Source organism: Ponticoccus litoralis (assembly GCF_039769985.1).
GTDB classification, from domain to species: Bacteria; Pseudomonadota; Alphaproteobacteria; order Rhodobacterales; family Rhodobacteraceae; genus Ponticoccus; species Ponticoccus litoralis.
In genome coordinates this window covers 967418-985721 of record NZ_JBDNCH010000002.1, presented here as the reverse complement: position 1 = coordinate 985721, position 18304 = coordinate 967418, and the positions used below count along the sequence as shown (strand labels likewise).

Annotated in this window: 16 protein-coding genes and 3 pseudogenes; 8 read left to right on the top strand and 11 right to left on the bottom strand. The window is 69.1% G+C overall.

Translation table 11 applies throughout. The features are described 5' to 3' along the window. Positions 1–2: 2 nt before the first annotated feature. Positions 3–878, bottom strand: a pseudogene (dapA, locus tag ABFB10_RS05890) (4-hydroxy-tetrahydrodipicolinate synthase). 136 nt (positions 879–1014) lie between these two features. Here dapA and ABFB10_RS05885 point away from each other — a divergent pair. Both ABFB10_RS05885 and ABFB10_RS05880 read left to right on the top strand, forming a co-directional pair. Then, positions 1015–1170 (top strand): hypothetical protein, encoded by a 156-nt coding sequence (locus tag ABFB10_RS05885; RefSeq protein WP_347165797.1) that lies wholly within the window; start codon positions 1015–1017, stop codon positions 1168–1170. A 19-nt stretch (positions 1171–1189) separates the two neighbouring features. Then, positions 1190–2989: a lytic transglycosylase domain-containing protein gene (locus ABFB10_RS05880; RefSeq protein ID WP_347165796.1), complete on the top strand. Its 1800-nt coding sequence runs from the start codon at positions 1190–1192 to the stop codon at positions 2987–2989. A 118-nt stretch (positions 2990–3107) separates the two neighbouring features. Here the strand turns inward: ABFB10_RS05880 and ABFB10_RS05875 are convergent, their stop codons facing one another. Together ABFB10_RS05875 and mnmC2 are read right to left on the bottom strand one after the other, a co-directional pair. After that, positions 3108–3977, bottom strand: a complete 870-nt coding sequence (locus tag ABFB10_RS05875; RefSeq protein WP_347165795.1) for a DMT family transporter — start codon at positions 3975–3977, stop codon at positions 3108–3110. 2 nt (positions 3978–3979) lie between these two features. Continuing rightward, entirely contained in the window at positions 3980–4642 is a 663-nt protein-coding gene (gene mnmC2 / locus ABFB10_RS05870; RefSeq protein ID WP_347165794.1) for a tRNA (5-methylaminomethyl-2-thiouridine)(34)-methyltransferase MnmC2, read from the bottom strand. A gap of 94 nt (positions 4643–4736) precedes the next feature. Here mnmC2 and ABFB10_RS05865 point away from each other — a divergent pair. Then, a pseudogene (locus ABFB10_RS05865) lies at positions 4737–5767 on the top strand (NAD(P)/FAD-dependent oxidoreductase). 75 nt (positions 5768–5842) lie between these two features. Here the strand turns inward: ABFB10_RS05865 and ABFB10_RS05860 are convergent. The 3 genes from ABFB10_RS05860 to ABFB10_RS05850 form a co-directional block, all read right to left on the bottom strand. After that, positions 5843–6325 carry a hypothetical protein gene (locus tag ABFB10_RS05860; RefSeq protein ID WP_347165793.1) on the bottom strand — a complete coding sequence of 161 codons (483 nt, stop codon included), beginning with the start codon at positions 6323–6325 and terminating at the stop codon, positions 5843–5845. Positions 6326–6479: 154 nt separating this feature from the next. Then, complete coding sequence (locus ABFB10_RS05855) at positions 6480–6923, bottom strand: MaoC family dehydratase (protein ID WP_206564085.1); 444 nt, start codon at positions 6921–6923, stop codon at positions 6480–6482. Between the two features lie 124 nt (positions 6924–7047). Then, on the bottom strand, positions 7048–7734 hold the full coding sequence (locus tag ABFB10_RS05850) for a helix-turn-helix transcriptional regulator (protein WP_347165792.1): 687 nt from the start codon (positions 7732–7734) through the stop codon (positions 7048–7050). Positions 7735–7841: 107 nt separating this feature from the next. On the opposite strand from ABFB10_RS05850, the gene ABFB10_RS05845 reads away from it, so the two are divergent. Further along, complete coding sequence (locus ABFB10_RS05845; RefSeq protein ID WP_347165791.1) at positions 7842–7967, top strand: hypothetical protein; 126 nt, start codon at positions 7842–7844, stop codon at positions 7965–7967. Positions 7968–7974: 7 nt separating this feature from the next. On the opposite strand, the gene ABFB10_RS05840 is transcribed toward ABFB10_RS05845, so the two are convergent. The 4 genes from ABFB10_RS05840 to ubiA form a co-directional block, all read right to left on the bottom strand. After that, positions 7975–8847: a TIGR01459 family HAD-type hydrolase gene (locus ABFB10_RS05840; RefSeq protein ID WP_347165790.1), complete on the bottom strand. Its 873-nt coding sequence runs from the start codon at positions 8845–8847 to the stop codon at positions 7975–7977. A gap of 214 nt (positions 8848–9061) precedes the next feature. Further along, the gene (locus ABFB10_RS05835; RefSeq protein ID WP_206564082.1) at positions 9062–9388 is read right to left on the bottom strand and encodes a hypothetical protein; all 327 of its coding nucleotides are present in this window, start codon (positions 9386–9388) and stop codon (positions 9062–9064) included. Beyond that, entirely contained in the window at positions 9375–11222 is a 1848-nt protein-coding gene (locus tag ABFB10_RS05830) for an OmpA family protein (protein WP_347165789.1), read from the bottom strand. The genes ABFB10_RS05835 and ABFB10_RS05830 overlap by 14 nt, the downstream gene beginning before the upstream one ends. Before the next feature lie 149 nt (positions 11223–11371). Next, the gene (gene ubiA, locus ABFB10_RS05825; RefSeq protein WP_347165788.1) at positions 11372–12337 is read right to left on the bottom strand and encodes a 4-hydroxybenzoate octaprenyltransferase; all 966 of its coding nucleotides are present in this window, start codon (positions 12335–12337) and stop codon (positions 11372–11374) included. 12 nt (positions 12338–12349) lie between these two features. Here ubiA and ABFB10_RS05820 point away from each other — a divergent pair, with 12 nt between their 5' ends. From ABFB10_RS05820 to ABFB10_RS05805, 4 genes are all read left to right on the top strand, one after another. Then, on the top strand, positions 12350–13069 hold the full coding sequence (locus ABFB10_RS05820; protein ID WP_347165787.1) for a 16S rRNA (uracil(1498)-N(3))-methyltransferase: 720 nt from the start codon (positions 12350–12352) through the stop codon (positions 13067–13069). Further along, positions 13066–13872: a GNAT family N-acetyltransferase gene (locus ABFB10_RS05815; protein WP_347165786.1), complete on the top strand. Its 807-nt coding sequence runs from the start codon at positions 13066–13068 to the stop codon at positions 13870–13872. Before ABFB10_RS05820 ends, ABFB10_RS05815 begins: the two co-directional genes overlap by 4 nt. 254 nt (positions 13873–14126) lie before the next feature. Beyond that, a complete protein-coding gene (locus ABFB10_RS05810; protein WP_347165785.1) occupies positions 14127–14441 on the top strand; it encodes a hypothetical protein in 315 nt (104 codons plus the stop codon). 65 nt (positions 14442–14506) lie between these two features. Beyond that, a complete protein-coding gene (locus tag ABFB10_RS05805) occupies positions 14507–15877 on the top strand; it encodes a glutamate--cysteine ligase (RefSeq protein WP_347165784.1) in 1371 nt (456 codons plus the stop codon). Between the two features lie 252 nt (positions 15878–16129). On the opposite strand, the pseudogene ABFB10_RS05800 reads toward ABFB10_RS05805, so the two are convergent. After that, positions 16130–17708: pseudogene (locus tag ABFB10_RS05800) on the bottom strand (gamma-glutamyltransferase family protein). Positions 17709–18304: the final 596 nt, after the last annotated feature.

Here is an 18304-nt window from a genome sequence, read left to right as displayed (position 1 = left end):
CCTCAGTTCAGCAGGCCGGCGTGCCGCAGCCCGTTGTCGACCTTGGCCATGGTGTCCGGCGTCAGCGCGACCAGCGGCAGGCGCACCTCGTCGCTGCACAGGTCCAGCCGCGACATGGCGTATTTCACGCCGCAGAGGCCCGGTTCGGTGAAGATCGCCTGATGCAGCGGCATCAGGCGGTCCTGAATGGTCAGCGCAGTGCCGTAGTCGCCCGACAGGCAGGCTTCCTGCAGCTCCGAGCACAGCTTGGGCGCCACGTTCGCGGTGACCGAGATGCAGCCCACGCCGCCCTGCGCGTTGAAACCGTGCGCGGTGGCGTCCTCACCCGAGATCTGAAGGAAGTCCGGCCCGCAGGTGATGCGCTGGCGGCAGACCCGCGCCAGATCGGCGGTGGCGTCCTTGACGCCGACGATGCGCGGCAGTTTCGCCAGCTCGCCCAGCGTTTCCGGCGACATGTCCACGGCGGACCGGCCCGGGATGTTGTAGATGATGATCGGGATATCCGCGCAGTCATGCACGGCGGTGAAATGCGCGATCAGCCCGGCCTGCGTCTACCGGTTGTAATAGGGCGTCACCACCAGCGCGCCATCTGCGCCGACGCGGTGGGCGAACTGGGTGAAGCGCACCGCCTCGTCGGTGTTGTTCGACCCGGCGCCCGCGATCACCGGGATGCGCCCCGCAGCCGCCTCGACGACCGCCTCGATCACCGCCTCATGCTCGGCATGGGTCAGGGTCGGGCTTTCGCCCGTCGTGCCGACCGGCACCAGCCCGTGCGAGCCCTGATCTACATGCCAGTCGACAAGACGTTTGAGCGTATCGAAGTCCACTGCGCCGTTCTTGAACGGCGTAACCAGTGCAGGCATAGATCCCTTGAACATGATACGCTCCTTTTCGTGCTACTGTGCAAGCGGGGGAATCCCGCCGACCCATCGGGAATGTGAGTTGAAGACCCGCATGGCGGCGATATCCTCCCGAAATGGCTCTATTCCTTTTAAAAGCGGAAATTGCAAGCTGATGTCGCGATTCCTTGCTGTTCTGATGTTCCTCTGTACCGGCCTCGCGGCCCATGCCCAGACCCAGCCGCAGGAGGCCGGAGAGGCGCTGGCCCGCGCCATGCAATCCCTGCGCGAAGGCAACTGGGCGGCGGCCCAGATCCGAGGCGCGCGGTGACGGCCAGACCGCCGTCGACGTGATCCTCTGGCACGCGCTGCGCGCCGGGCGCGGCGACGCGACCGAGGTGATGGATTTCCTCGACCGCAACCCGAACTGGCCGGGCGAGCCCTACCTGCGCGAGAAGTCCGAGATCGCCATGAACGAGGGTGCCACGCCCGAACAGGTCCGCGCCTTCTTTGCCGATGGCCTGCCGCAGACCGGCGCCGGGGCACTGGCGCTGGCGCGCGCCCATATGGCGGCGGACGACGAGGGCGCGGCGCAGGCCGATATCGTGCTGGCCTGGCGCACCCTGTCCATGTCCGACGACGAACGCCGCGCCATGCAGGCGGCCTGGGGCGAAATCCTGAAACCGCACCACGAAGCGCGGATGGACATGACGCTGTGGCAGGGCTGGACCCGGAACGCGGAATCGATGCTGCCGCTGGTCGACGAGGGCTGGAAGGCGCTGGCGCAGGCGCGGCTGGGCCTGCGTGGCTCTGCCGCCGGGGTCGACGGGCTGATCGCGAAGGTGCCCGAGGCGTTGATCGACCATCCGGGCCTGGCTTTCGAGCGGTTCCTCTGGCGGGTGCGCAAGGGCCGCGACGCCGATGCCATCGCGCTGCTGCTGGAACGCTCCACCAGCGTTGCATCGCTGGGCGAACCCCGGGCCTGGGCGTCGGAGCGGCACGACCTCGCCCGCGAACGGATGCTGCAGGGTGCCTATGTCGAGGCCTACAATATCGCCTCCACGCATTTCCTCGTGGAGGGCAGCGACTATGCCGCGCTGGAATGGCTTTCGGGCTATCTGGCGCTGCGCTTCCTGAAGGATCCCGAACGCGCAATCACCCATTTCGAGAACTTTCAGGACGCCGTCTGGACACCGATTTCCGCCGGGCGCGCTGGCTATTGGCTGGGCCGCGCGCATGAAGAGGCGGGCCATGCCGAAGAGGCGCAGAAGGCCTATGCCATGGGGGCGGACTTCCAGACCTCTTTCTACGGCCTGCTGGCGGCAGAGCGCGGCGGCGTCGCGCCGGATGCGCGGCTGGCCGGGACCGAGGCCTTCCCAGACTGGCGCGAGGCCGCCTTCACCCGAAGCTCGGTCTACAAGGCGGCGCTGCTGCTGCTCTCGGCCAAGGAACTCGGCCTTGGCGAACGCTTCCTGACCCATCTGGCCGAGGGGCTGGACCGCGAGGGCATGGGGCAGATGGGCGACATGCTGGCCGAGATGGAGCGCCCCCACGTGCAGGTGATGCTGGGCAAGCGCGCGGCGCAATACGGGATCGAGCTGGCCGGGCCTTACTACGCGCTGCACCCGGACATCGTGAAGACCGAGTTCCCGGTGCCCAAGGAGCTGGTCCTGTCCATCGCGCGGCGCGAATCCGAGTTCGACCCCGGCGTGATATCCGGGGCGGGCGCGCGCGGCTTCATGCAGCTGATGCCGGGCACGGCGCAGGACGTCTCGCGGCAGCTTGGCCTGGACTACAGCGCCGACCGGCTGCTGACCGATCCCTCCTACAACGCGCGGCTGGGCTCGACCTACCTGGCGGGGCTGGCAGAGCGGTTCAACGGCAACGTGGTGATGATGTCGGCGGGCTACAACGCCGGGCCGGGCCGCCCGCTGCGCTGGATGCAAGAGCTGGGCGACCCCCGGACCGGCGAGGTGGATGTGGTCGACTGGATCGAATTCGTGCCCTTCGCCGAGACCCGCAACTACATCATGCGGGTGGCGGAATCGCTGCCGGTCTACCGCGCGCGACTGGGCAAGCCCCCGCACCCGGTGCCCTTCAGCGAAGAGCTGGTCGGATCGACGCTGAGGGCCGAGGCGGTCAGCCAGTAGCCCGCCGCGCATGACTGCGGCCTGTCCCGTCGGTGGATCGCCGGGCGGCATTGGCCGCGGTTGCGCGGGGGCGGTTTCTTTGAAAGAAACCGGCCCGAATTCCGGCGCGGAATTCGGCTCAGCCGCGGAGCTTGCGCGCCCGGAACAGGGTGAAGAGCCCGGCGGCCACCACAATCGCACCGCCAAGGACGACGTTGGTGCGCAGGGTCTCGTCGAAGACCACCAGCCCGATGGTGCTGGCGAAGACCAGTTGCAGATAGGCGAAGGGCTGCACCGCGCTGGCCTCTGCGACCTCGTAGCAGCGGATCAGCGTGTAATGCCCGGCCACGCCGGTCAGGCACAGCAGCCCCATCCAGCCCCAGTCCGGGGCCACCATCGGCTCCCAGAACCACAGGCCGATGGCGGTTGCGGCGACCACGCCCACGGTGCCGGTGTAGAAGAACGAGGTCGCGGCGCTGTCGGTCCGTGCCACGTAGCGCGTCAGCAGCCCGTAAAGCGCGAACATCGTGGCCGCCAGCAGGGGGATCGCGGCAAGGGGCGAAAAGACCCCGCCCGAGGGTTGCAGGATGATCACCACGCCGACAAAGCCCACGCCGATCGCCGTCCAGCGGCGCCAGCCCACGTGTTCGCCCAGCACCGGGCCGGACAGCGCTGCCACCAGCAGCGGATAGCAGGCAAAGACCGCGTGGCTTTCCACGAGGCCCAGCAGCACCATGGCCACGACCATCACGTTGATCTCGACCACCAGAAGCGTCCCGCGCAGCGCCTGCACCTGGGGCATGCCGCTTTTCGCGGCGGCCCGCAGCCCGCCCGCCTGCCGCGCGGCCAGCGTCAGCACGAAGGCGGCGAAGAACCAGTAGCGGATCATCACCACCATCATGGCGTTGTATTCCCCGGCAAGATGGCGCGACAGCGCGTCCTGCAGGGCGAAGATCAGCGTGGTCGCGACCATCAGCCAGATCCCGAGGCGGGTATCCTGTTCTGCCATGCTCAGGGCCTTTCCGCGATGGTCATGTGTCGTTTGCGCCCGTAGCCCGGGACGCGGGCGACGGCCAGCCCTGCCGTCTGAAGCGCGCGGCGCACGTGGCCTGCCGCCGTATAGGTGGCCGCCGTGCCGCCCGGCGCCATGTGCCCCGCGACCTCGGCCAGCAGTGCCGCGCCCCACAGCTCGGGGTTGCGGGCCGGGGAAAAGCCGTCGAGGAACCAGGCATCCGCCGCGCCCTGCCAGTGTGGCAGGGTCTCGCGCGCGTCGCCCACGATCATCTCGAAGCGCAGGTCGGGCAGGTCGAAGCTTTGCGCGCCCTGCTGCCAGAACGGCGCCAGCTCCTGGCTCAGCGCCTCCAGTTCCGGAAAGGCGGCCTGCGCGCGCAGCATCTCGGGCGCCTCCAGCGGGAAGGCCTCGAAGGTGGTGAAGCGCAGCCGCCCGCTCTGCCCGGTGTCGCGCCAGGCCTTGAGGGTCGTCAGCAGGTTCAGCCCGGTGCCGAAGCCCAGTTCGGCGACGTGAAAGCCGTCGCGGAAGCGCCCGGGCAACCCGTTGCCGGCCAGAAAGACGTGGCGTGTCTCGCTCAGCCCGTCCTCGAGCGAGAAATAGGGGTCGTCGAAACGGGTGGAGACGGGGATCTCTCCCCGCCATTCCAGCGTGGCTGGCGGCATGGTCTGGCCCTTCTGCCCGGGGCTGCGATAAGGAAGGCCCCGGGCCGGAACGGCGGCCCCGGGACAGGGCGCAAACTTGCAGGAGGCGCAGGGAATGACAAGCCAGGATGTGACGATCTCGCGGTGCCGGGATCTTCGGCCTTTCGGTGGCCTCGGGCCTGTCTGCGGCGCGGGGCCCGGGTGCGGGTCATCGACCCCGCGGGCCCGGGGGCCGGGTCTTCGGGCGGCGTGGTCGGGGCGCTGGCGCCGCATGTGCCGGAGAACTGGAACGAGAAGAAGGCCTTCCAGCTGGACAGCCTGCTGATGGCCGAAGGCTTCTGGCGCGCGGTCGAAGAGGCCGGGGGCCTGTCGGCGGGCTACGGGCGCAGCGGGCGGCTTCAGCCGATTGCCGACGAGGCGGGGCTGGCGCTGGCGCAGGCGCGGGCCGGGGGCGCGGCGCAGCTGTGGCAAGGGCAGGCAGAGTGGCAGGTGATCCCGGTGGCAGAGGCGGGGGCCTTCGTGCCGCCTTCTGCCTCGGGCCTTGTCATCCGCGACACGCTGACGGCGCGGATGTTTCCCCGCCGTGCCTGCGCCGCGCTGCAGGCGGCCCTGACGGCGCGCGGCGCCGAGATCGTCACGCAGGGCGAGGATCGCGGGGCGGTGGTCTGGGCGACCGGCTGGCGCGGGTTGCTGGACCTTTCCGAGGCCATGGGCCGCAAGGTCGGCGACGGCGTGAAGGGGCAGGCGGCCCTGCTGGGGTTCGACGCCCGCGAGGCGCCGCAGGTCTTTGTCGACGGAATGCACATCATCCCCCATGCCGACGGAACCCTGGCCATCGGCTCGACCTCCGAGCGCGACTTCGAGGCGCCCGACGCGGTGGACGACCAGTGCGAGGCGCTGATCGCCCGCGCCCGCCTGCTGATGCCGCAGCTGGCCGGGGCGCCGGTGCTGCAACGCTGGGCCGGGGTGCGCCCGCGCGCGCGCAGCCGCGCGCCGCTGCTGGGCGCATGGCCCGGCAGGCCCGGGCATTTCGTGGCCAACGGCGGTTTCAAGATCGGTTTCGGCATGGCGCCGAAGGTCGCCGAGGTCATGGCCGACCTGATTCTCGACGGCCATGACGCCATTCCGGACGGGTTCCGCCTGTAGCCGGGACGCGGGGCCCGTGGCGGTCCGGAGGCGGTCACAGGGGCCGGGCGCCCGACCGGGTCACTCCGCCGGGTGTCAGCGGGTCCAGCCGCTGCCCGGGTCCCAGCGCAGGCCTGCGCGCGCCTTGCCCATCGTCAGGCCTTCGGTCCAGCCGACCTGCGCCTCTTGCGGTCGGCAGTCCAGACGGGCGAGGTCGGTCCCGCCGTTGCGCAGGGTCACGCCGCCCTCGGGCCAGGCGCTTTCGTCCATCCGGTCCATGCTGATCGTGACCGTGTAGCTGTAGCTGCCGTTGTAGAAGGTCACCGTTTCCCAGACCGACCGGCCCACCCCGGGCCATGGCGCGTATTCGAGCGGGCCGTATTGCGCGACCAGTTCCAGTTCCGGGTGCCCGGAGGGACCGTAGCGGTAGACCGCCGCCTGATCCTCGGCGCAGACCTCCAGCCATTTGCCGCTGCCTTCAACCGGGCAGGAGAGAAAGCTCGCCTGGGCAGAGGAACAGGCGGCAAAGGCGGCGCCCGTCGAGAGGGCGACCGCAAGGGCGGAGAACCGGATGATCATGTGCAAAATCCCTGAAACGAAAGCAGCCGTGGCGGGGGCCACGGCCTGATCCTGATCGATCCGGTCTTCAACGGGGATTTCCGCAGTGCCGCTGCCCCGAACGCGCGGCAGGCGATGCAAGACCGTCCGCCGGGTGCTGAAGCGGTGCCCGCCGTCAGTCGAACTTGCGCGAGGGGGCGAGGACCTTGGCCTCTCCGATGACCACCTTCTTGCCGTCGACCGAGCAGTGGGTTTCCAGCGTGACGCGGCGCTTGGCGATGTCGATATCGGTCACCTTGACCTCGGCATAGACCATGTCGCCGGGGCGGACCGGGGCGAGGAACTTCAGCGACTGGCCCAGATAGACGGTGCCGTGGCCGGGAAGCTGTTCGCCGATCACCGCAGAGATCAGCCCGGCGGTCAGCATGCCATGGGCGATTCGGCCCTCGAAGATGGTGTCCTGGGCGTAGTCGTCGTCCAGATGCACCGGGTTCCGGTCGGTCGAGACCTCGGCGAACATTTCGATGTCCTGATCCGTCACCTGTTTGCGCAGGTGGCGTGTCATGCCCATCTCGATGTCCTCGATGCAGATCGTGCCGCGTGGCATATTGTCCAACATCTCGCCCTCCATGGCTGCGCCCTTGGGTAATTTTGAACCGCGGAATTATCCGCTAAGGAAACTTAATTACTTTGCGCGCGCAGAAAATCAAGAAGAAATGCGCAGGATGCACCTTTCGTCGCAGTCACGACCGGGGTGACTCTGGCGCCGGGGCGCCCGCTTCGGCCTCGCGCCAGAGCGCCCGCAGCGTTTCGGCCTGCTCGGGAAAGCGGGCGTCGAGCGGCTCTGCCTCCCACATGCGGTCGGTGCGAAAGTGGCGCAGCGCGCCGCGCAGCTCGCACCAGGCCGCCAGCATGACGCAGTCGAGGTGATAGATCATGGCCAGCGGTCGGACGATGCGCCGGGTCTCGGCGCGATAGACCAGCCGCAGCTTGCGGCAGTCGCTGATTGCCTGACGCAGCGCCGCCTTGGACACGCAGCCCTTGGCCGGATCGTCCAGCGGCCCGCCCCATGGCGCCACGTCCAGCCAGTCGGCGCCGTCGCGCAGGGCGTCGACCTTGGTGCAGATGCGGGTCGCCGCCGCCTGCAGGGCGCCGTCGCCGGTGCGGGCCAGCATCGACAGGCCGACGCGCAGGGCGACGATCTCTTCGGGATCGAAGTTCAGCGGCGGCAGGTCGTAGCTGCGCCGCAGGATGTAGCCTAGGCCCGCCTCGCCCTCGATGGGCGTGCGCATGGCCTGAAGCGCGGCAATATCGCGGTAGATGGTGCGGGCGCTGACCTCCAGCCGCAGGGCGAGGGCGGCGGCGGTCATCGACCGGGTTTCCCCCCGCAGGATCTGGATGATCTCGAACAGGCGGTTGGTGCGCTGCATGGGCTGTCTCCGGCTGCGGTGCTGACAGGCTAGCATGGACTGCTGACAACGGGGTGTCAGTGGCCTTGGCGCAGGGTGCCGGAAACGCAGGAGAAAGGGCCGCAGCCATGAGCTACTACGATCACCACGTCCTGATGATGCTGCAACTGGGCCGCTGGGCGCCGGAGGGCGCGCGGGCGCGGCGGCGCCCGGCCCCGAAGGGCACCGAACGCCGTTACCTGTGGGTCGAGTGACCCGCGCTCAGCGCAGGTAGCCGATCGAGAAGGTCGGCGCGATCTGCTGGCTGGCGATATAGTCGGTCAGCGCCCCGGGTTCGGGCTGGATCTCGGTGCGGGTCTCTTCCCGCGCCAGCCCGCCGGTGATGAAGAGCGAATCGAGATCCTCGCCCATGGCGCCCCGGACGTCGGTGGCCGGGCCGTCGCCGATGGCAAGGATGCCCGCGTCGGCCACGCCCTTGCGGTGCTGTTCCAGTCGCCGCCGGGCAAGATCGTAGATCGGCGGATGGGGCTTGCCGAAATAGAGGCTCTCGCCGCCCATCTCGGTGTAAAGCGCGGCCAGCGCACCGGCGCAGTATTCGCGCCGCCCGCCTCGATCCACCACGATATCGGGGTTGGCGCACAACAGCTTCAGCCCGCGCTGCTTGGCCAGCAGGAACTGCGGGCGGTAGACGTCGGGGTCCGCATGCGGGTCCAGCGGGCCGCAGCAGACGATGCCCTCGGCCTCTTCCAGCGGGACGACCTCGACGGGGGCGGGGTTCTCGATCAACTGAAGTGGCTCGAAGAAGCTGCGGTCGAACTCCTGCCCGATGAACCAGACCTTGTTGCCCACGGCGCCCTGAAACATCGCCGCGCGCCCGCTGTCGCCGGAGGTGGCGATGTCGTCATAGGCGTCGGTCGGCACGCCGAAGCGGACCAGCTGCTTGGCCACCTCGTGGCGCGAGCGCGGGGCATTGGTGACAAGGATCACCGCGCCGCCCTTGGCACGGTAGGCCTGCAGGGCGGCCACCGCCTCGGGGAAGGCCGTCACGCCGTCGTGGACGCAGCCCCAGAGATCGACGAAGAGCGCGTCGTAGCGGTCGGAGACCTCGGAAAGGGCGGTGATCAGCTGGGTCATGGGGCGGGCTCCGTCCGGACAGGGTTTGCCGGGGTCATCCCATATCGCGGGCCGGGGGGAAGGGCGGATCTCTGGCGCGGGCAGAGGGTTACCCAGCCTGCGCAAGGGGGCGCGGCGGGGTATCGGGATGGTGCGTGCGACACGGCGCTGTGCGGGGCTGAAACCCGGCTGGGGTCGGAGCTGCGCAGAACCCGCAGGGGCTTGCCGGATGGCCTCAGGCGCCGTTCATGCGTTCGACGTAGGTCCGCATTTCCTCGGCTTCGGTCCGGGCTTCGCGCAGGCCGTCCATCGCCGCCCGCAGTTCCGCTTCGGTCTGGACCAGCTGGTTGGTCAGCTCGGCCTCGCGCTGCTGCAGGTAGGTGATCGCCTGATCGCGGGTTTCCTCGGCCTCGTGCAGTTCCTGGCTCATGCGTTCCAGCTGATCGACGTCGGCCTGACTGACGCGGCGAAAGCGGTGAACCAGCCAATGGGCGAACCATCCCAGGCAGAAGGCCACGAACAGGATGATCGCCGTGACGACTATGAATTCACCTCTGTTCATCCGCGGGCCCTTCCGCGGGGACATCTGCCTCTCCGGTCTCTGCCGGCTCGTCCGATTCCGGATCCGGCGAGTCCCCATCCGCCGGTTCGTCTCCCTCTTGCCCCTCTTCGGAGGCGATTTTCAAGAGCTTGAATTCGATCCGACGGTTTTCCTCGCGTCCCGCTTCGGTGCCGTTGTCCGCGATGGGGGTCTCTTCGCCGTAGCCGCGCACGGTGTAGCTCTTGACCGGGACGAGGCGCATGCGCAGCGCGTCCAGAACCGCCTGCGCGCGGTCGCGCGACAGTTCCTGGTTCATGCTTTCGCGGCCCTGGCTGTCGGTGTGGCCGCCGATTTCCAGCGGGATGTCGCCGCAGCGCTTCAGCAGTTCCGCCAGTTCGTCCATGATCTCCTCGGCAGAGGCATCCAGCGTCGCGGCGCCGGGTTCGAAGCTGATCTTGCGCGCGCCGATGGTCTGGACGATCTGCGTCTCGCATTCCTCGGGCGAGGGCAGGCCCAGCAGCGGGTCCAACCGTTCGACGTATTCCACCGAGATATCCATCGCGGCGCCTTCGCCCATCTTGGTGGCCAGCAGCGCGGCGATCTCGGCATTGGCATCGGCATTGCCGGTCTTGCCGCGCACGGTGACGCCGTCGGGGGTGACGGTGACCGACCCGTTGGCCAGCGTCGCCAGCGCTTCCAGCCCGGCCAGCGTGCGCACCGGCCAGTCCTGCGGCATGTTCTCGGCGACGCGAGCGGCGGTATAGACGTTTTCAGAGCCGAAACGCGCCTTGGCAAAGCTGTCCATGGTCGTGCGGGCGCTGTCGGACGACAGGCGTCCGCGCATCTGCACGCGGCCTTCGGGCGACAGGGTGGCGATGAATTCCACCGGGCCGTCGTCCTGCGCCTCGGGCGGCTTGGTCAGGGTGGCGTGCAGGGCAAAGACCTCGGGCAGGGCGGCCTGCAATTCGCCCACCACGCGGTCGAAGCTGGCCTCGTCGGTGCCCTCGGCGGCGATCAGGGCGACGTCGGTGTTGGAGAAGGTGACCGAGCCCTGTCCCAGTTCGGCCAGCTTGGAAATCGCCAGTTCGGTCGCATCGGCCCAGCGGCGCGAGGGTGCGCCAAGGCCCAGCGTGCAGGTGGCCTTGTCCTCCAGCCCCGCGCCCGTGGCGGCGCGAAGGATGCGGTCGCGCGTGGCCTCGGTATCGGCAGAGCAGGCGTCGAAGCGCGCCCCGTTCCCGTCGATCGTGAAGCGCAGCGCGAAGGGCGAGATCACCGAGCGCGGCGCCGAGAGGTCCAGCGCCAGCCGCAGATCCTCGGGCTTGCGGCGGGTCAGGGCGGTCTCGATGCGGGACCGGGCCTCGGCGCTGTCGGTCATGGCGGTGATCTCGACCCGCTCGGCATCGACAGAGATCTTCGACCGCGGCAGGTCGCGCAGGGCCGCGGTGGCAAAGTGCAGCGCATCGTCCCAGCCCTCGGGCGCCGGGAAATCGGCGGATTCGAGCAGGTCGGATACCTCGACCCCCTTGGCCGCCGCATGGAAACTGTCCATCAGCGCCTCGCGGTCGGTCGAGGTGGGCACGAGGCCGATCACCGAGATGCCGGCGTCGTTGCGCAGGATCTCCAGCGAGAAATACGGCGGGGCGAGGTCTTCGGGGTCTTCCACCAGCATCTGGTCGATCACGCGGCTGGCGTCGACGACCCGTCCGGCGGTGGACAGGGCCTGAAAGCGGGCGGCCTCGTCGGGCGCGGTGCCGATCAGGAAGACCTGCAACCCGTTGGTGTCGACCTCGGCCCAGGTCAGGCCCTCGGAGTCCAGCTCGTTCAGGACGCTGGTGATAGAGGCGTTTTCCACCATCTGGGCCGAGAAATAGGCGGCAACAAGGCTGAGTGCCCCTAGCCGCCGTGAAGGTTCCGCCGATGGTGAAGAGCGTCGAAAGCCGCATGAGAGTCGGTTATCCCCAGTTTCGTCCGGACTTATCTATGCCTGCCCCTCCGGCTGCGCAATCAAGCCAGCAGGGCACCGGCGAAAAATAGCACGGGCAGAAGGCCCGCGTCGCGGTTCGACCGGAACAGGTCCAGCAGGCGGTCGTTGTCGTCCAGCTTCAGCCGCCGCATCTGCCAGACCATGTGCCAGCCCATGGCCCAGGGGCCGAAGATCATCACCAACAGCGCCATGATGTTTCCCCCGGGCGCCGCAAGCACGATGGCGGCGCCCATCAGGAAGACGCAGATCACCATGAAGCGCGACAGCCACTTCGGCGTGTCGTCTCCGAACAGCCGTGCGGTGGATTTGACCCCGATCAGCGCGTCGTCCTCCTTGTCCTGATGGGCGTAGATGGTGTCGTAGAACAGCGTCCAGGCCATGCCCGCGAGGTACAAAAGCACGGCGGGCAGGCCCAGCGTGCCCGAATGCGCCGTCCAGGCCAGCAGGGCGCCCCAGTTGAAGGCGATGCCAAGGAAGACCTGCGGCCACCATGTGAACCGCTTGGCGAAGGGGTAGATGGCGACGGGCAGCAGCGCCAGCACCCCCAGCGCGATGGCCATGGGCGGGAAGGTGATCAGGATGCAGAAGGCCACCAGGCATTGCGCCACGGCCCATGCCAGAGCCTGCTTCGCCGTGACCTGCCCCGAGGGGATCGGCCGCGAGGCCGTGCGTGCCACCGATCCGTCGATATGCCGGTCGGTGATGTCGTTCCAGGTGCAGCCCGCGCCGCGCATCAGCACCGCGCCGATGCCGCAGCCGACGAAGATCCACAGGTCGAACCAGCGCGCCTGCCCGTCGGACACCATCGACAAGAGCAGCCCCCACCAGCAGGGCAGCAGCAAGAGCCAGGTCCCGATGGGCCGGTCGGCGCGCGACAGTCGCAGGTAGGGCCGCGCCCCCGAAGGCGCCCAGCGGTCCACCCAGTTGCCGCGCACCGCGTCGCGAACCTGTCCCTGTACCTCTGGCGTCTGTTCCGTGCCGGTCATATGTTCCGCCTCATGAAACCGAAGATCCGCCTTTGTGTAGAGCACCCCTTGGGCGAGGGGCAACAGGTCGCGCTGACGCGGGAGCAGGCGCATTACCTCTTTGGCGTGATGCGGCTGGGTCCGGGCGATGTCGTGGGCCTGTTCAACGGCTGCGACGGCGAATGGCGCGCCACGGTCGAGGATGCGGGCAAGCGCGGCGGCCTGCTGGCCTGTCAGGCGCAAAGCGGGCCTCAGGTCATGCCGCCCGACCTCTGGCTGATGTTCGCGCCGGTGAAGAAGGCGCAGACCCAGTTCATCGTCGAAAAGGCCGTCGAGATGGGCGCGCGCCGCATCCTGCCGGTTCTGACCGCATTCACCAATTCGGAACGCCTGCGCGTCGACAAGCAGCAGGCCCATGCGCTGGAGGCCGCCGAGCAATGCGGCGCGACCCATGTGCCCGAGGTGGCGGAACCGCAGCGCCTCGACCGCCTGCTGGCGGATTGGCAGGGGCGGCGCATCCTCTTCGCCGATGAAAGCGCCGTCGGCGGCGCGGTCTCGCTGTCGGGGCTGGAACCGGGGCCCTGGGCCGTGCTGATCGGCCCCGAGGGCGGCTTCTCCGAGGCCGAGCGCAGCCGCCTGCGCGGCATGGACTGCACCACCGCCATCAGCCTCGGCCCGCGCATCCTGCGGGCGGAAACGGCGGCGGTCGCGGCCCTGACGCTCTGGCAGCAGGCCGTGGGGGACTGGCGATGATGCGGCGCGCGACCGAAGCGGATGTGCCCGCGCTCCGCGCCTTTCTGGAGCCGCGCATCGAGACCTCGATGTTTCTTCTGGGCAATCTCGAAGCCCATGGAACCGGCAACGGGGACCACCCGCATGGCACCGCCTTTTACCTTCGCGAAGAGGACGGGGTCATCACCGGCGTGCTGGGGCGGGCCAATGGCGGCTTCCTGATGTGCCAGATGCCGCACCTCTCGGTTCAGCAGGCGCGGTCCTGCCTGCCGCTGCTCGATGGTCTCGACCTGCGCGGCATGACCGGCGAGGCGGATCAGGTCGCGCGGTTTCTAGAGGCGCTGCCGCTGGCCGCGGAGGACTGGTCCTTGAACAGAGTCGAGCCGCTATACCGTCTGGATCTGGCAACCCTGTCCTCTGCCGATACGGTTCGGATGCCCGGGGCGGCGGACCTGCCGCTTTTGCAGACATGGTTCGCGGGATACCTTGCCGACACCCGGACCGGCACCGCCGAAGACGCGGTGTCCCGGGCGGCAGGGGCCGTGGATGCGGAACACATCCGCCTGTTGCTGCAAGACGGCGAGCCGGTGGCGATGGCGGCCGTCAACGCGCGCGCCGGCGATACCGTGCAGATCGGCGGTGTCTACGTTCCGCCGCCGCTGCGGGGCAGAGGCCTCGCGGGGCGCGTCGTCGCGGCGCAGCTGTGCGCACTGAGGGGGCGGGGATTCGCACCGCCATCCTCTTCGCGGCCTCCGACGCCGCCGCCCGGGCCTACGAGAGGATCGGCTTTGCCCGGGTTGGCGCCTATCGCGTCGCCCTGCTGAACGGGATGGTGCGGCTGAACACCGCGCTGTCGGGCGTGCTGTCATGATCCGCGACGAGGCCGGGGCCGCGCTCAACCGCTGGCGCGATGCGCTGATCGGGGTGGGGCTGATCCTGCTGGGCCTCTACTGGGGGTTCTTCACCGGCGGCGGGCTGCTGCACTGGATCGGCTACGCCGTGGTGCTGGGCGGCGCGGTGATGGTCTACACCGGCATCCAGCGCGAGTCGCTTCCACCGGGAGGAAACCGCCCCCGGTGTGGTGCAGGTGGTGGAACGGCGGATCAGCTACTTCGGCCCGCTCTCGGGCGGCATCGTCGATCTCGAGGCGCTCGAGGCGCTGTCGCTCGATCCCACCGCGCGCCCGCCGCACTGGCTGCTGCAGGCGCCGGGCCAGCCCGCGCTGGCGATCCCGCTGGGGGCCCGGGGCGCCGACCAGCTCTTCGATGCCTTCGCGACCCTGCCCGGCATCCGCACCGAACGCATGTTGCAGCAGATGCAGGCGGGCGCCCGTCAGCCGGTCGTGATATGGCGCGCAGAGCATGTGCGCAATGCAGCAAGGCGTCTGCATTGACACCCCCGGCGTTTGCGACCATGGCTTGAACCCCTAGGCGCAGGACAAGACCCGGAGTATCCCCAATGTCGATCCCTCAATCCGGCGGCGGACCCGTCGAGTCCAAGGCGCAACTGGCCGAATATCTCGCCTCGGGCATCAAGCCCAAGGACGACTGGCGCATCGGCACCGAGCACGAGAAGTTCGGCTATTGCAAGGATTCCCTGAAACCGCTGCCCTATGACGGCACCCGCTCGATCCGCGCGGTGCTGGAAGGCCTGCGCGACCGCTTCGGCTGGGACCCGGTCGAAGAGGGCGGGCATATCATCGGCCTGACCAAGGACGGCGCCAACGTGTCGCTGGAACCGGGCGGCGCGCTGGAGCTTTCGGGCGCACCGCTGGAAACCATCCACCAGACCTGCGACGAGGTGAACGAACACCTGCGCGAGGTGAAGGGCGTCGCCGACGAGATCGGCGTGGGCTTCATCGGGCTGGGGGCGGCGCCGATCTGGACGCATGACGAGATGCCGCTGATGCCCAAGGGCCGTTACAAGCTCATGGACGCCTATATGCCCAAGGTCGGCACCACCGGGCGCGAGATGATGCGGCGCACCTGCACCGTTCAGGTCAACCTCGACTTCGGGTCAGAGGCGGACATGGTGCAGAAGCTGCGCGTGGCGCTGGCGCTGTCGCCGGTCGCCACCGCGCTCTTTGCCAACTCGCCCTTCTTCGAGGGCAAACCGCTGGGCGTGCAGTCCAAGCGCATGCAGATCTGGGAAACGCTCGACGACAGCCGGACAGGCATGCTGCCCTTCGTCTTCGACGAGGGCTTCGGCTTCGAGGCCTGGGTCGATTACGCGCTGGATGTGCCGATGTACTTCGTCTACCGCGACGGGGTCTATGTCGATGCACTGGGCCAGTCGTTCCGCGACTTCATGAAGGGTGAACTGCCGGCGCTGCCGGGCGAAATCCCGACCCTCTCGGATTGGGCCGACCACCTGACCACGGTCTTCCCCGATGCGCGGGTGAAGAAATTCATCGAGATGCGCGGTGCCGACGGCGGCCCCTGGCGCAGGCTCTGCGCGCTGCCCGCCTTCTGGGTCGGGCTGATGTACGACCAGGGCGCGCTCGACGCGGTCTGGGACATCGCGAAGGGCTGGGATGCCGAAACCCGCGAAGAGCTGCGCGCAGCCTCGATCCGCGACGGCCTGCGGGCGAAGGTCGGCAAGATCGACATGCTGGCGCTCTCGCGCGAGGTGCTGGACATCGCCGAGGCCGGGCTGAAGGCGCGCGCGCGCCCCGGTTCGGGCGGTCTGGTGCCGGATGAGACCCATTTCCTGAACGCGCTGAAGGAAAGCGTCGACAGCGGCAAGACCCCCTCCGACGAACTTCTGGAACACTACCACGGCGACTGGAACGGCGACCTGAAACGCATCTACGCCGCCTATTCCTACTGAGCGCCGCGGGTGGGTTGCAGACCCACCCCCAGACCCATCCCAGACCACCCCGGCGCTCCGCCGCGCCCGATGACGGCGGCAAGACGACCGGAAAGGCGACCCCGGCACCGCCCTGTCTTCTCTGGTCCGGCAAATACCTCGGGAGGGGTCCGGGGAGGGCAGAGCCCGCCCCGGGGCCTGCGCGGCCCGAGCGCACTCTGACCTGAGCGCCGCCAGGTGCCCCTTCGGATCACATCTGCCACAGGCCCTGTGTCAGTAGCCCACCGCGCAGCCGTCCTTGCGCGGGTCCGAAGCGCCCTCCAGCACGCCGTTCTCGTGGATCACGATCGCCTGCGCACCGCCGATCGGCTTGGCCGCCTCGCGCACCACATGGCCCCGCGCCGCCAGCTCTGTCGCAACGCCCGGCGCATAGCCGCGCTCGATCTGCAGCACGCCCCCATCGGCGAAGCAGCGGGGCGCATCCAGCGCCTGCTGCGGGTCCATGCCGTAGTCGATCATATTGGTCAGCACCCGGGCGTGGCCCTTGGGCTGGTACTGCCCGCCCATCACCCCGAAGGGCATGGTCACGCGGCCCGCCTTGCGCAGCATCGCCGGGATGATCGTATGCATGGGCCGCTTGCCGCCTGCCATCTCGTTGGCGTGCCCCGCGTCCAGCGAGAAGCCCGCGCCCCGGTTCTGGAACAGCACGCCGAAGCGGTCCGAGGCCAGCCCCGAACCGAAGCTGTGGAAGATCGAACAGATCAGCGAGACCGCCATGCGGTCGCGGTCCACCACGGTGATATAGACCGTGTCGCGATGCACCGCCTCGCTGAACCGGATGGCCGAGGTCATCGCCCGCCCGGGGTCGATCAGCGCCGCCAGCGCCCGCGCCGTCTCTGGTGCGCGCAGATGGTCGAGCCGGGTCATGTGGTCGGGGTCGGCGACAAACCGGTTGCGGGCGTCATAGGCCAGCTTCGCCGCCTCGGCCTCGATATGGGCGCGGTCGGCGCCGAGGGGGTCCATGGCGCCGAGGTCGAACTCGGACAGGATGTTCAGCAGCAGCTGCGCCGTCACGCCCTGTCCGTTGGGCGGATGCTCCAGCAACTCGTGCCCCTTGTAGATCCCGTCCAGCGGCGCGCCCACCGTGCAGGCGGTGGCGGCGAAATCCTCCAGCCTGTGGCAGCCCCCCAGCGCGCGCAGGCTGTTCACCATGTCCTCGGCCACCGCGCCCTCGTAGAAGGCGCTGCGGCCCTGCGCGGCGATCCGGCGCAGCACCTCGGCCTGACCGGGCAGGCGGAAGATCTGGCCTTTTGTCAGCGCCGCATCGCCGGACAGGAAATGCCGCCGCGCCGCGCCCTGCAGCCGGTGGCCCGAGGCGGCGTAGTCGTAGGCCACGCGCGGCGCGATGGGCACGCCCTCGTCCATGGCGCGAATCGCCGGGGCGAGGCTGTCGGCCAGACCCAGCCTGCCCCATCGCTCGGACATGGTGCAGAAGGCGTCGACGGCGCCGGGTACCGTCACCGCATGGGCACTGTCCAGCGGCACGGTGTCGTGGCCTTCCGCGCGCAGGGTCGCGGCGCTGGCCCCGGCGGGCGCGCGGCCCGATCCGTTGACGGCGATCACCTCGTCGCCGCCCGCCGGAGAGACCAGTGCGAAGCAGTCGCCACCGATCCCGGTCATCGCGGGCTCTGCCAGCCCCAGCAGCACGGCGCCTGCAATGGCCGCATCCATCGCGTTGCCGCCCCGCCGCAGGATCGAGATCGCCGCCTCTGCCGCAATCGGGTGCGAGGTGGCGCAGAGGCCGTTCATTGCCGAGGACGGGGGACCGTCCGGGAAGCTGGAAATCGCGCATGTCCGGGGTCTCCTCCCTCGTCGCGCCGAGCATAGGCGCCGCTTCGGGGGCGTCAATCGCGCGTCTGTAGGGGGGCGGCGCCGCGCGCCGGATTGGCCTGTCGGGGCAGGACACCGGGACAGGCCATATGCGGCAACCGGGCAGGGGAGCGCCGCCAATCCGGGCCGATCTGTGGCGAGGCGAGCTTGTGCGGGGACGGCGGAAAGGGGCAGCGGGCAGGCGCGGCCCCATGGGCGGCTCGTAAGGTGGGAGATTTTGGGGGGAAGACCTCGACGCCGCGCACTGGGTGGGGGCTGTGAACGCGCGACGCCGAGGGAAGCCATATGCAGCTACAGGACCGAGAGTGCCCGCCAAACCGGGCGGGATTTAGACCCCAGCGGGACCATTTCTGACGCTGAGGAGTCTTCGCGTAAGGCAATACACGTTTAGCGGGAATGTCTTAGCCTGGCGCTCACCACATCGCCGCCCGGCCCGACGGTCCGGGGCGGACAGGCCGGCACATCAGGCGTGACATCCGGCGTGGCGAGGCCGGGATCAAAGACGCAGAGGCGGCGGCGCCCCGGCCCTGCGTTCCACCCGCATGCCGGTGCTGGCGC

Bases quoted from the DNA above. Each gene is read 5' to 3' on its own strand.
- ABFB10_RS05850 (WP_347165792.1), bottom strand. From the start codon at position 7,734: ATGCAGCGCACCAACCGCCTGTTCGAGATCATCCAGATCCTGCGGGGG.
- ABFB10_RS05855 (WP_206564085.1), bottom strand. From the start codon at position 6,923: ATGTTGGACAATATGCCACGCGGCACGATCTGCATCGAGGACATCGAG.
- ABFB10_RS05820 (WP_347165787.1), top strand. From the start codon at position 12,350: ATGAAACCGAAGATCCGCCTTTGTGTAGAGCACCCCTTGGGCGAGGGG.
- ABFB10_RS05815 (WP_347165786.1), top strand. From the start codon at position 13,066: ATGATGCGGCGCGCGACCGAAGCGGATGTGCCCGCGCTCCGCGCCTTT.
- ABFB10_RS05805 (WP_347165784.1), top strand. From the start codon at position 14,507: ATGTCGATCCCTCAATCCGGCGGCGGACCCGTCGAGTCCAAGGCGCAA.
- mnmC2 (WP_347165794.1), bottom strand. From the start codon at position 4,642: ATGCCGCCAGCCACGCTGGAATGGCGGGGAGAGATCCCCGTCTCCACC.
- ABFB10_RS05875 (WP_347165795.1), bottom strand. From the start codon at position 3,977: ATGGCAGAACAGGATACCCGCCTCGGGATCTGGCTGATGGTCGCGACC.
- ABFB10_RS05830 (WP_347165789.1), bottom strand. From the start codon at position 11,222: ATGGTGGAAAACGCCTCTATCACCAGCGTCCTGAACGAGCTGGACTCC.
- ABFB10_RS05845 (WP_347165791.1), top strand. From the start codon at position 7,842: ATGAGCTACTACGATCACCACGTCCTGATGATGCTGCAACTGGGCCGC.
- ABFB10_RS05885 (WP_347165797.1), top strand. From the start codon at position 1,015: ATGTCGCGATTCCTTGCTGTTCTGATGTTCCTCTGTACCGGCCTCGCG.
- ABFB10_RS05840 (WP_347165790.1), bottom strand. From the start codon at position 8,847: ATGACCCAGCTGATCACCGCCCTTTCCGAGGTCTCCGACCGCTACGAC.
- ABFB10_RS05835 (WP_206564082.1), bottom strand. From the start codon at position 9,388: ATGAACAGAGGTGAATTCATAGTCGTCACGGCGATCATCCTGTTCGTG.
- ABFB10_RS05860 (WP_347165793.1), bottom strand. From the start codon at position 6,325: ATGATCATCCGGTTCTCCGCCCTTGCGGTCGCCCTCTCGACGGGCGCC.
- ubiA (WP_347165788.1), bottom strand. From the start codon at position 12,337: ATGACCGGCACGGAACAGACGCCAGAGGTACAGGGACAGGTTCGCGAC.